The 12156-nt window shown below is 67.1% G+C and carries 12 protein-coding genes; 3 read left to right on the top strand and 9 right to left on the bottom strand.

Annotation, left to right across the window (positions count from 1 at the left end):
• Both ACFQPB_RS09815 and trxA read right to left on the bottom strand, forming a co-directional pair.
• Entirely contained in the window at nt 1-552 is a 552-nt protein-coding gene (locus ACFQPB_RS09815) for a dihydrofolate reductase family protein (RefSeq protein WP_382222459.1), read from the bottom strand.
• Nucleotides 553-559: 7 nt separating this feature from the next.
• Nucleotides 560-1465 carry a thioredoxin gene (gene trxA / locus ACFQPB_RS09810; protein WP_382222456.1) on the bottom strand — a complete coding sequence of 302 codons (906 nt, stop codon included), beginning with the start codon at nt 1463-1465 and terminating at the stop codon, nt 560-562.
• Between the two features lie 78 nt (nt 1466-1543).
• Here trxA and purE point away from each other — a divergent pair, with 78 nt between their 5' ends.
• Genes purE through ACFQPB_RS09795 form a run of 3 tightly spaced genes read left to right on the top strand, consistent with a single transcriptional unit; the run spans nt 1544 to nt 4277 of the window.
• Complete coding sequence (purE, locus tag ACFQPB_RS09805; RefSeq protein WP_382222454.1) at nt 1544-2038, top strand: 5-(carboxyamino)imidazole ribonucleotide mutase; 495 nt, start codon at nt 1544-1546, stop codon at nt 2036-2038.
• Nucleotides 2039-2043: 5 nt separating this feature from the next.
• Complete coding sequence (locus ACFQPB_RS09800; protein WP_382222451.1) at nt 2044-3264, top strand: 5-(carboxyamino)imidazole ribonucleotide synthase; 1221 nt, start codon at nt 2044-2046, stop codon at nt 3262-3264.
• Nucleotides 3261-4277 carry an L-threonylcarbamoyladenylate synthase gene (locus tag ACFQPB_RS09795; RefSeq protein WP_382222448.1) on the top strand — a complete coding sequence of 339 codons (1017 nt, stop codon included), beginning with the start codon at nt 3261-3263 and terminating at the stop codon, nt 4275-4277. The genes ACFQPB_RS09800 and ACFQPB_RS09795 overlap by 4 nt, the downstream gene beginning before the upstream one ends.
• Here the strand turns inward: ACFQPB_RS09795 and ACFQPB_RS09790 are convergent, their stop codons facing one another.
• The 7 genes from ACFQPB_RS09790 to ACFQPB_RS09760 form a co-directional block, all read right to left on the bottom strand.
• Nucleotides 4278-4556 carry a SemiSWEET transporter gene (locus ACFQPB_RS09790; protein WP_382222446.1) on the bottom strand — a complete coding sequence of 93 codons (279 nt, stop codon included), beginning with the start codon at nt 4554-4556 and terminating at the stop codon, nt 4278-4280.
• A gap of 79 nt (nt 4557-4635) precedes the next feature.
• Complete coding sequence (locus ACFQPB_RS09785) at nt 4636-7683, bottom strand: bifunctional diguanylate cyclase/phosphodiesterase (RefSeq protein WP_382222444.1); 3048 nt, start codon at nt 7681-7683, stop codon at nt 4636-4638.
• 133 nt (nt 7684-7816) lie between these two features.
• Nucleotides 7817-8662 (bottom strand): inositol monophosphatase family protein, encoded by an 846-nt coding sequence (locus ACFQPB_RS09780; protein WP_382222442.1) that lies wholly within the window; start codon nt 8660-8662, stop codon nt 7817-7819.
• Nucleotides 8663-8716: 54 nt separating this feature from the next.
• Nucleotides 8717-9706 (bottom strand): Bug family tripartite tricarboxylate transporter substrate binding protein, encoded by a 990-nt coding sequence (locus tag ACFQPB_RS09775; RefSeq protein WP_382222439.1) that lies wholly within the window; start codon nt 9704-9706, stop codon nt 8717-8719.
• 12 nt (nt 9707-9718) lie between these two features.
• On the bottom strand, nt 9719-10177 hold the full coding sequence (locus ACFQPB_RS09770) for a hypothetical protein (protein WP_382222437.1): 459 nt from the start codon (nt 10175-10177) through the stop codon (nt 9719-9721).
• Between the two features lie 26 nt (nt 10178-10203).
• A complete protein-coding gene (locus ACFQPB_RS09765; protein ID WP_382222434.1) occupies nt 10204-11346 on the bottom strand; it encodes an aminotransferase class V-fold PLP-dependent enzyme in 1143 nt (380 codons plus the stop codon).
• Between the two features lie 97 nt (nt 11347-11443).
• Nucleotides 11444-12121 (bottom strand): Crp/Fnr family transcriptional regulator, encoded by a 678-nt coding sequence (locus ACFQPB_RS09760; RefSeq protein WP_382222432.1) that lies wholly within the window; start codon nt 12119-12121, stop codon nt 11444-11446.
• Between the last annotated feature and the right edge of the window lie 35 nt (nt 12122-12156).

Here is a 12156-nt window from a genome sequence, read left to right as displayed (position 1 = left end):
CTACAGCGGCGCCACCACTTCGTATCGGCTCTGTACAAACCCAAAAGGGTAGGCCTTTGTCGCCACGTGGGTCAGAGCCACATCGCGACCGGCGTCCCCAAACAGGGGGCGGCCACACCCCAACAACGTGGGTACGACGGTGATGGTCAGATCGCTCACACAACCCGCCGCCAGAAAGGCCTGAAACGTGAGGCCGCCGTCCACATACAGCCGCGTCCAGCCCAGAGCAGTTGCCTGGTCACACACCTCGGCCGGCGTGGCGCTGAGCAGCCTCACCGAAGGCGGCAGGCCCGTTGGCAAGGTCTGCAGCGTTCTGCTGAGCACCCACACCGGTTTGTCGGCATAGGGCCACTCGGGAAAACCCAACACCTTCTCAAAGGTGTGTCGGCCCATCACCAGCGCATCCACCGACGCCATGAACGCGCCGTAGCCACAATCCTCGCCCGGTGGCACCCCGGCGTTGGCCTGGTCCAACCAATCCAGGCCCCCATCCTCGCGGGCAATAAAACCGTCGAGGCTGGTGGCAATGAATACAGAGCAGTGAACCGCCACGCGTGGCTCAGCTCAGCACCACGCTGCTCAGGCGGCGGCGGTAGGTGGCCACGGTGGGGTCTTCGGGCGGGATCTGGCCTTCGGCCACCTTGGGCTTGGGCACGTCGATGATTTCCAGGATGGCCACGTAGGTCTTGCGCGCCAGGTCGCTGTTCCAGGCCTTGTCGCGCATCAGGATTTCGAGCAACTCGTCCATCGCGGCCGTCCAGCGCTGGGCGGCCATGTGGTGCTGGGCCAATTCATAACGGGCGTCAAAATCGCGTTTGTTGGCGGCGATGCGCGCGGCCAGCGCGGCGTCGGCCGGCTCGTAGGCGTTCTCCACCACGTCCAACGCGTTCATCCAGTGCTGCAGCGCCTCGAGCTTGCGCACCGCCATGGCCTTGGCGATCACGGGCGCAAAGGCCACCTTGGCGTCGTCGGTGCGGCCCAGCAGCAGCAAAGCCTTGATGAAGTCGAAACGCGCGTTGTCGTCGTCGGGCTTGTCGGCCACGGCCTGGGCCAGCGCGGCGATGGCGTCGTCGCTGCCGGGCGCGGCCACGGGCTCGGGCGCTGCGGCTTCTTCCACAACTTCGGGCGGCAGCTCGTCAGCGGGCGGCAAATGCTTGTCCAGGAAGGCCTTGACCTGGCTTTCGGGGAGCGCGCCCATGAAACCGTCCACAGGCTGGCCGCCCATCAACAACACACAGGTGGGGATGCTGCGGATGCCAAAAGCGCCGGCCAGTTGCTGCTCGTCATCGGAGTTGATCTTGACCAGCTTGAAGCGCCCGGCGTAGGCTTCTTCCACCTTTTCCAAGATGGGCCCGAGCGATTTGCAGGGCCCGCACCAGGGCGCCCAGAAATCGACCAGCACCGGCGTGGTCATGGAGGCCTCGATGACCTCGGCTTCAAAGTTTTGGATGGTGACGTCGATCATGGGCTATGGGCCTGCAAGCGGTGGAAACAAGGCCCATGTGGGGCCGAACCGTAAAATCCCAACTTTAACGGAGCAAGCATGGCGGACGTTCAAGTCGGGGTGGTGATGGGTTCCAGCAGCGACTGGGACACCATGCAACACGCGGTTCAGATTCTGGAGCAGTTTGGTGTGGCGCACGAGGCGCGCGTGGTCTCGGCCCACCGCATGCCCGACGACATGTTCGCCTACGCCGAGGCCGCCACCGCGCGCGGGCTCACAGCCATCATCGCCGGTGCCGGTGGCGCCGCCCACCTGCCCGGCATGCTGGCGGCCAAGACCCCCGTGCCCGTGTTGGGGGTGCCTGTGGCCAGCAAACACCTGCAAGGCGTCGATTCGCTGCACAGCATCGTGCAAATGCCCAAGGGCGTGCCGGTGGCCACGTTTGCCATTGGTGCGGCCGGCGCGGCCAACGCGGCCCTGTTTGCCGTGGCCATGCTGGCCAACGGCAACCCCGCGCTGCGCGAAAAGCTCAACGCCTTCCGCGCCGCGCAAACCGAAGCCGCGCGCGCCATGACCCTGCCACCGGTCGCCTGAACACCATGACCCTCAAGACCCTGCTTCCCGGCACCACAGGCGCCACCGGCCAGCAACTGACGCTGGGCGTGATGGGCGGCGGCCAGTTGGGCCGCATGTTCGTGCACGCCGCCCAGGCCATGGGCTATTTCACGGCGGTGCTCGACCCCGATCCGGCCAGCCCGGCCGGCCGTGTCGCGCATTGGCACATCCAGACCGGCTACGAGGACGAACAAGGCCTGGCGCAGTTGATGCAACGCTGCGACGCCATCACCACCGAATTCGAGAACGTGCCAGCGCCCGCGCTCATCACCCTGGGCGCCCACCGCCCGGTGGCCCCCGGCGCCCACGCGGTGGCCGTGGCGCAAGACCGCATCCAGGAAAAAGCCCACTTCGTGGCCAGCTTGCCCACCAGCGGCATCGGCCCGGCGCCTTACGCCGCCATCGAATCCGAGGCCTTGCTGGCCGCCGTGCCGGCCGACCTGCTGCCCGGCATCCTCAAGACCGCGCGGCTGGGCTACGACGGCAAGGGCCAGATCCGCGTGAAAGACCGCGCCGAGCTGGCCGCCGCCTGGGACCAGCTCAAGCGCGTGCCCTGCGTGCTGGAAAAAATGCTGCCGCTCAAGGCCGAGTGTTCGGTCATCGTCGCGCGCGGTGCCAACGGCCAGGCGGTGAGCTACCCGGTGCAGCGCAACACCCACGTTGACGGCATCCTGGCCGTGACCGAGGTGTATGAAGGCGCCCTGCCCGCCGCCCTGTGCGACAAGGCGCGCGCCGCCACCATCGCCATCGCCCACCAGCTTCAGTACGTGGGCGTGTTGTGTGTGGAGTATTTCGTCATCGACGACGGCAGCGCCGACGGCGCCCTGGTGGTCAACGAAATGGCCCCGCGCCCACACAACAGCGGCCACTACACACAAAACGCCTGCGACGTGTCGCAGTTCGAGCAGCAGGTGCGCGCCATGGCCGGCCTGCCGCTGCGCGAGGTGCGCCAGCACAGCCCGGCCATCATGCTCAACATCCTGGGCGACCTGTGGTTCCCCGAGGGCGCCGACAAGACCGCGCGCTCGCCCGCCTGGGACCGCGTGCTGGCCTTGCCCGGCACCCACCTGCACCTCTACGGCAAGCTCGACGCCCGCCCTGGCCGCAAGATGGGCCACCTCAACATCACCGGCACCACCGTGGCCGAGGTGAAAGCCACCGCCACTCAAGCAGCGGCGATGTTGGGCCTGCCCGCCCTGCCATGAACACCCCGCTGGACGGCAGACAAGCCACCGCCATCGCGCAGGCCGCACAGGCCCTGGCCGATGGCCGCCTGCTCGGCCTGCCCACCGAAACCGTGTATGGCCTCGGCGCCGACGCCGACAACGCCAGCGCGGTGGCGCGCATCTTCAGCGCCAAAGGCCGCCCCAGCAACCACCCGCTGATCGTGCACGTGGCCGGCGCCACCGAGGCCGAATGGTGGCCGGCGGTGCAACACTACGCCACCGACGTGCCCGACTTCGCGCTGCGCCTCATGCGCGCCTTCTGGCCCGGCCCGCTCACCCTCATCCTGCCGCGCCGTGAGGTGGTGGGGGCCGTGGCCGCCGGCGGGCAAAACTCCATTGGGCTGCGTTGCCCCTCGCACCCCGTGGCGCAGGCCGTGCTGCACGCCGCGCGACCCCTCGGCGTGTGGGGCGTGGCCGCGCCCAGCGCCAACCGCTTCGGCCGCGTCAGCCCCACCACGGCGGCACACGTGGTGTCGGAATTCGAGGGTGTGCTGAGCGACACCGAACTGTGTGTGCTCGACGGCGGCCCCTGCGACGTGGGCATCGAATCCACCATCGTGGACGCCAGCCGGGGCCACCCCGTGCTGCTGCGCCCCGGCATGCTCACGGCCGCGCACATCGAAGCCGTGTGTGGCCAACCCCTGCGTGCCCGCGACGAACAAGCCCCCCGCGCTTCAGGCACGCTCGAATCGCACTACGCACCCCAGGCCAAGGTGCGGTTGATGGACGCCCAGCAGATCCAGAGCGCGTTGGACGTGCTCGGCACCGACGCCCGCCACATCGCCGTCTACACCCGCAGTCGGGTGAACAGTGCCAGCAAACACCTGGTGCAACGCGCCATGCCCGACGACGCCGCTGCCTGCGCGCAGGAATTGTTCGCCGTGCTGCGCGCTTTCGACGACGCCGGCGTCAAACTGATCTGGATCGAAACGCCCCCACCCGCGCCCGAATGGGACGGCGTGCGCGACCGGCTGCAACGCGCGGCAGCCTGATCAGGCGCCCGAGCGCTTGCCCCCAAAACGCAACCGCATCACCAGAATCGCCAAGGCCAGCGACAAGGTGACCGAGTTGGCTGCGATCAAAGGCCAGGCGCCCAGCGCAAAGCCGTACACCAGCCACAAGGCCACGCCCAGGGTGAAGGCGCTGTACATGCCGAGCGAAATGCCGCTGACATCGCGCGTTTTGAACGTGAGCCAGGCCTGGGGCACAAAACTCAGGGTGGTGAGCGCGGCGGCGAGAAAACCGACCCATTCAATGAAGGCTGAGGACATCGCGGTGGATGGCGTTGCGGCGGTCAAATGTGGAGCGCCACTATACAAAACCGCCGCGCGCGACCAACACACACCACCGTCACGCAGGTGCGGCTGCCGCGCCCAGCGCCAAGGCCTCGAACGCGGGAGCGGCGCAGGCTTTGCCATACAAATAACCCTGGTAGCGGTGGCAACCCAACGAGGCCAACATGCTGCTTTGTGCCTCGGTTTCCACGCCTTCGGCGATCACCTCCAGCTCCAGGCTGTGGCCCAGCGAGATGACCATGCGCGCAATCGCCTTGTCGCTGGGGTCGATCAGGATGTCGCGCACAAAGCTGCTGTCGATCTTGAGCTGGTCCAGCGGCAAACGCTTGAGGTAGCTCAGCGATGAGAAGCCGGTGCCAAAGTCGTCCAGCGCAAAACGGATGCCATCGAGCTGCAGCGCCACCATCTTGTCGGCAATGCCCTGGATGTCGGAGATCAGCACACTTTCGGTCAGCTCCAATTTCAGGCGCCGGGGCTCGATGCCGTGCCGCCGCACCACGGTGCGCACCTGTTGCACAAAGTCCTCTTGCTGGATCTGCCGCGCGCTGATGTTGACCGCCACCGTGATGCGCTGCAGTTGGGGGTGTGCGGCCCAGGTGGCCAGTTGCCGGCATGCCTCGTCCAGCACCCAGGCGCCCAGCGGCAGGATCAGCCCGGACTCTTCGGCGATGGGAATGAACTCGGCTGGCGAGACGCGCCCACGCGCGGGATGTGACCAACGCACCAGCGCCTCGGCGCCCACGGTGTCGCCACGCCCGTTCACCTGCGCCTGGTAGTGCAGCTCCAGTTGGTGGTGTTCGATGGCGCTGCGCAGGTCGTGCTCCAACGCAGCGCGGCGCGCCACCTCGGCGTCCATGGCCGGGTCAAAAAAGCGCAGGCCGTTGCGCCCGTTGCCTTTGGCCTGGTACATGGCCAGGTCGGCCTGGCGCAGCACCTCCTCCGCCGTGTGGTGGTGGTCCATGAAGAGGGTGATGCCTATGCTGGGCGAACTGCGGCACTCCAGGCCTTTGATGTGGTAAGGCTCGCCAATGGTGGCCAGCAGTTTTTCGCCCACCAGACGGGCGTGGTCGGCGGAGGTGTCGGCGCGGTCGGTGAGCGCGTCCAGCATCACCACAAACTCGTCGCCACCCAGGCGTGCCACCGTGTCGTTCTCGCGCACCTGGGCGGTGATGCGCTGGGCGACTTGCTGCAGCAGCAGGTCGCCGTAGTCGTGGCCCAGGGTGTCGTTGACGTTCTTGAAGCGGTCCAGGTCGATGAACAACAGCGCGCCATACTGCCCCGAGCGGTTGCTGCTGGCCAGCGCGTGGCCCAGGCGGTCCATCAGCATGCGCCGGTTGGCCAGGCCAGTGAGGGCGTCGAAGTAGGCCAGCACCTTGATCTTGTCCTCGGCCTCTTTTCGGAAGGTGATGTCGGAGAGGGTGGAGACGTAGTTGTCGAGGTGGCCGTCGGCGTCGCGCACGGCGGTGATGGTCAGCCACTGCGGGTAGATCTGCCCGTTTTTGCGCCGGTTCCACACCTCGCCCTGCCACGCGTTGGTTTCGGCCAGGCTCTGGTACATGGCGGTGTAGAAGTCCTGCGTGTGGTGCCCCGAACTCAGCAGGCGCGGCGTCTGGCCCACGGCCTCGTCGGCGCTGTAGCCGGTGATGCGGGTGAAGGCCTTGTTGACCCGCAGAATCACATGCTGCGCATCGGTGACCATCATGCCTTCCTGCGCTTCAAAGGCCGCCGCCGCCACCCGCATGTACTGCTCGGCCCGGCGTTGTTCGGTGGTGTCGTGCACCGTGGCCACCAGGCCCGCCACCTCGTCGTCGGGGCCTCGGTACAGGCGGGCGCTGAACAAGGTGTGCTTGACCTCGCCGGCCGCCAGCCGCATGTCCAAGGGCTGGCGGTGCACGCTGCCGTGGTGAAACACCGCCGCCACCGTGAGCCGGGCGGCTTCTGGCAACACACACCAAGCCGCATACGCCTGCCCGATCAAGGCCTCCTTGGGCTGGCCCACAAAGCTCTCGAAGGCCTGGTTGCCATCGGTGATCAGCCCCTCACGGTCCAACACCACCAGGGGGTCCAGGCTGCCTTCGATCAGACCGCGCGCATAGCGCAAGGCCTGGGTCGCCTGCGCCTCGGCACGGCGGCGCTCATCCACCTCGCGCTGCAAAGCGGCATTGATGTCCTTGCGGGCGCTGATGTCGGCCCGGAGCCGGCGCTCGTTGCGCACGTTGACCCACACCACCACCGCTGCCAGACCCAACGCACACGCAGCCAGCGCAAACAACACCGACCCATACCGCAACAGGTGGCGGGTGTCGTTGAGTGTGGCGGTGCCCACAATCACGTAAAACGGCAGGCCGCTCACGCGCCGGTAGGCGTTGCTGCGCTCGATGCCGTCCAACGCTGTGGCGGCGATGTATTCGCCCGCCTGCGGGTGGGCCCCGATGGCAGCCGCCAGTTCCCTGGACACGTTGCGGCTGCCGACCGCACCCTGGGTGTCCGGAAAACGGTGCACCAACGCCAGATCGGTGGTGCGCACCGTGGCCGCGCCCTGCGGGCCGAGCACCGGCGCCGACAGGATGCGCTCGAAAAAGGCGGTGCGGAAGTTGGCGTACACCACGCCGGCAAAACGCCCCTCCTTGTCCAGCAGCGGGCGGGCCAGCACCACAATCCACTGCGTGTGCTGGCGCCCCAGCAAAGGCCCATCCACCACGCGGCCCTGGCCGGGGTTGTCGCGCAGCCGGGTGAAAAAGCCACGATCGGCGTAGCTCATGCGCTGGGCCGGCAACTCGTCGCTGCCGTAGCGCAGCACCCCGTTGCGGTCCAGGATGCGGATGGCAAACACCTCAGGCACATGCGCCGCCAGCAGCCGCAGCTGTGCGTTCACGTCGGACGGGGGCAGCGCCGTGGGCACACCACCCGGACCGCGCCGCAGGTACAGCTGTTCGGTGCTCAGCAACACGCTGTCCACCTTGTCAAAGGCCGAGGCGATGGATTGGTCCAGCAGGGCCGCGATGTTTTGGGTGCTGGTGCTGGCACGCTCGCGCAACCGCTGCTGGTCGCGGTAGAGCGTGAAGCCGGCCAGGCCCAACACCACGGCGGCAACGGTCAACAAAAAGGCAGCTCGGTGAAGCCAATGGCTTCGGTGCGGCTGCCGCGCAGGCGGCTGGTCGCTCATGGGTAGGTTCGTGGGGATGCGGGATTGTCCCCGTGCCCCCACCGCACCCCTTGACCTAGGTCAAGCAATGTCAAGAAGGCGACGCATCACCCAACAAAGCCCGGTGCACAGCGGCCCAGCTGGCGCGGTCCGGCGCACACAGCAGGCCGCCGGTGGTGTGGGTGGGCCGGTACGGCGAACCATCAAAATGGGCGCTGTAGCCACCCGCCTCCTGGTGCAGCAGCCAACCGGCCGCGTGGTCCCACGGCATCAGCTTGTTGTAGAACAGCACGTCCACGTGGCCGGCGGCGGCCAGCCGGTATTCGTGGGCGGCACAGCGGAACCAGTTGGTGGTGGCCAGGCTGGACAGGCGTGCGTTGACCTGGGTACGCAAGGGCTCCGGCACAAAGTTGGTGCTGACGATGCCGTGCATCTGCTTCACGGCTTGGGGGGCCGCCACGCGCAAGGGCGTGCGCTGCCCGTCGGGCGCCAGCAACCACGCGCCCTGGCCACGCAAGGCACAGGCGGTGGTCTGGCCCACCGGGTCGTGGATCACGCCAGCCACCACCTCGCCGCGCTGCACCACCGCCACCATCACGCCGAACAGCGGCAGGCCCGAGGCAAAGTTTTTGGTGCCGTCCAGTGGGTCCACCACGAACACCAGCGCGCTGCTGCCCAGCAGGTCCAGCAAGGCGGGGTCGCGCCCGGTGGCCTCCTCGCCCACCACGTCGGCCCCCGGGAAGGCCGCGCGCAAGCCGGCGGCAATCGCGCGTTCGGCCGCCTCGTCCGCCTCGGTCACCACGTCGAAGGCCGACGTCTTTTCGTGGATCTGGTCGCGCTGGAGGCGACCGAAGCGGGGCATGATTTCAACGGCCGCAACCTCACGCAGCAACGCAGCAACGGCAGACAGGTGAGCGGGCTCAAAACAAGGGGTCATGGTGAGCTTGAAAAACATCGCCCACCATGATGCCGCAAGCGCGGCGGTGAAGCCTCAACCGGGCGTGAAACCCGATTCGCGAATCACGCCCGACCAGTGCGCGTGCGCGTCAGCCACCCAATGGCCCAGTTCGGCGGCGGTGCTGGGCATGGCCTCGTTGCCCAGTTTGGCCAGCTTCTCGCGCACATCGGCATCGCCCAGTGCCTTGCGCACGGCGGCATTGAAACGCTCGACGGTGGCGGGCGGCAGCCCGCGCGGACCGAAGAATCCCAACCAGGGGTTTTTGTCCAGGCCTTTGAGACCCAGTTCCTGGAAGGTCGGGATGTCGGGCGCCGTTTTGCTGCGCTGCGTGCCGGTGGTGGCCAAGACACGCAACTTGCCACTGCGGTGGTGCTCAATGAGCTCCGTGAGGGAGGCAAAACCCATGGGCACTTGGGCGCCCAGCAGGTCGGCGATCAACGGTGCGCCGCCCTTGTAGGGAATGGGGTTGAGCGGCAGGCCCATGGACTTGCCCAGGATGAAACCGGCGAATTGGGGCACGCTGCCTGGTGCGGGGATACCGTAGTTCTGCTGTGAGGGGTTGGCCTTGAGCCAGGCCGCCAGCTCGGACACCGAGCGCACGCCGATGCTGCTGTTCACTGCAAGCGCGTTGAAGTACTGCGCCACACCAGCCACGGGCGTGAAGTCTTGCACGGCGTCGTAACCGGCGGTGTTCATGGTCAATGGAACTATGACTTGCGTGTGGTCAATGGACAGCATCAGCGTGTGGCCATCGGGGGCGGCCGTTTTGAGGGCCTGCGCCGCGATCTGGCCCCCGGCGCCGGCCTTGTTGTCAACAATGATCGTTTGTCCGCCCAGGGCCTCGCGCAAGCGCTCGACCAAGATGCGCGCCACCGTGTCGGTGGCACCACCGGGCGGAAAGCCGACGACGATGCGCAGCGGCACGCCGCTGGACTGTGCAAAAGACAAGCCGGGCACCGTGGCGGCGGTGGCAAGCGCGCCCAGGTGGCGCAGTACAGATCGGCGGGCAAGGGAGGTGACCATGGCGAAATTCCTTCAGTCGGGGGTGGGAGGGGGAGTGGAAACGCAAGGGGGGCAGGACAGCACAGCGGCAGCCACCTGGGCCTGTATCAGCAAAATTTCGACGTCGTGGCAGCGCATCAAACGCAGCCACCGCGCATCGTCCATGTCAACGCCTCGCTGCGCGTGCAGCGCCACGACGCAACCCGCCTGGGTGGGCGTCACACAGGCTTGTATGCGGGGCGTCAAGCGCACCGGGTCGCTGCCAACAAAGTAGGTCACCGTGCCGGCGGCAGCATCGGCCACGGGGCGGATGTAGCTCTGGCTGCCGTCAAACAATGAGGTGCCACGCACCACGCCAGGCGCAACCACCACGGTGTCCATGGACCCCAGGCCCCAGCGACCCAGGCGCAGGCCGTCGGCCAGGAAGGCCAGCGCGTCGGCGGCGGACACCGCGCACTCGGCGCGGGCAATGTGTTCGGTCGGTGCGTTCATGGTTTAGCTCACCGGTTCGTGCCTGTTCATGCCCTGGCCAGGCTGGCCAGTGTGCGGATGGCATCGCGCACCTCGTCTGCGGTGTTGTAGAAGTGGGGCGCCACGCGGATCACGCCGCCGCGCGCCGACACGATGTAGCCCGCCTCGGCCATGCGCTGCTCCAGGGCGGCAGCATCGGCCACACACACTGCGGTGTTGCTGCCCTTGTGCGCCGGGTCCAGCGGGCTGGCGGTCGCCAGGCCTTGCTCACGCACGGTCTCCAGTGCCACTTCCGAAAGCGCACGCAGGTGGTCGCGCACAGCCACCATATCCAAGCGATTGAGCAGCGCCAGGCCAGCCGCGGCAACGCAGCCGTTGAGCATGGGCGGGGTGCCCGTGTCCAGACGCCGCGCGCCATCGGCCCAGTCAAGGCCCCGGATGTCGAAGGCAAACGGATTCACCCGGCCAAACCAGCCAGTGTTGAGCGGTTGCAGCGTCTGCGCCAACCCACGCCGGATGTAAACAAAGGCGATGCCGGGGCAACCCAGCAAGTACTTCTGTGCACCGCTGGCGAGCATGTCGATGCCGTCGCGCCGCACATCGATAGGCAAAGTCCCAGCGGACTGGTAGGCGTCCACCCACAACAAGGCACCCACCTCGCGGGCGCGCTCGGCCACCCGAGCGACATCGATCAGATGACCACCGTAGTAGGACACCTGCGACAGCGCCACCAGGCGGGTGCGCTCGTCGATGGCAGCCAGCAAAGCCGCTTCCTCGATGCCACCTTCGGCACCTTCTTCAACGAAATGCACCTGCGCACCGCGCCGCTGCTGGGCCAGCCACACGTGACCGGTAGAAGGAAAGTCCAGCGCGGTGGCGACGATGCGCGCGCGCTCGGTACTGAAGTCCAGCGCGCCGACAACGGAGGAGGCGATGTCAGACACCGAGGACATGACGGCAATCTCGTCGGCGTCGGCGCCAATGAGGCGGGCAAACTCGCTCTTGGCTTGCGCCACCCCCGCCATCCAGCCGCTCCAGTCCATGCCTTGCCGCAACCAACCATCTTGGTACGCGGCCATGGCCTGCGCCACGGGAAGGCTCAGCGCGCTTTGCGAACAGCTGGACAACTGCACCTTGTGGCGCAGTATAGGAAACAACTCGCGCTCTTGGGCGAAAGGAAAATCGGTCATGGGCAAGGCTGTGGCGTTGAGGACAGGCCATGCTAGGCCGGTGCAACAACCGCGTCTGTAAAGCGCTTTACGCTTTGCCGTGTTTGCCAACAAACGCTCAGTTGGCTTTGTTCCTCAGCGCCTGCGCGTCCAGAACCACCAGCTGCCGGCCTTCCCGCGCGATCACGCCATCCCCTTCGAGTTCGCGCCACACGTGGGAGACGCTGACGCGGGAAATGCAACACAGATCGGCCATCTCCTGCTGCGAAAAAACAATGCTAAGCCGCTGCCCGCGCGGGTGAGGCTGGCCGAAGCTGGCGAGCAGACCCAGCAGGTGGTGGCACACCCGCTGGCGCGCGCCCAGGCCACCCAGCAGCCAGTGGTGCTGCAGGCTCAACTGCGTCAGGTGGTCGGCCATGGAGCGCGCCTGCTGCAACCACAGTGGTTGGGTGGCCATGCCCACAAGCAGCGCCTCGCGTGGCACCACGTACACACTGGACTGGGCTGAGGCATAGGCCGAGCACAGGTGCCGGCCGAATGCACTGGCGCCGGTGTCGCCCAACAGACCGCTGCGCCCCACGATGGCCACATGCAACTCGCGGCCCTGGCTGTCGTGCAGGGTCAGCCGGATGCGCCCCGCATGAATGATGTAAACATGGGGATCGGCCTGGCCTTGGGCGTAGAGGCAATCGTTCTTAGACAGCGCCCGCAAGCGGCGCCCGCGGACCAGGTCGCCCCAGTCGAAACCCAGCTGTTCAAGCCAGGTGGACGTAGTGAGCGTGTGCGTGGTGGTCAAGATCTAACGGGTGGGCGGGCGCATGATGCCATCAC

The sequence above is a fragment of the Hydrogenophaga atypica genome, from assembly GCF_042665215.1.
Classification (GTDB): Bacteria; Pseudomonadota; Gammaproteobacteria; order Burkholderiales; family Burkholderiaceae_C; genus Hydrogenophaga; species Hydrogenophaga defluvii_A.
The sequence above is the reverse complement of the archived record's forward strand: the minus strand, read 5'-3'. Positions and strand labels throughout refer to the sequence as shown.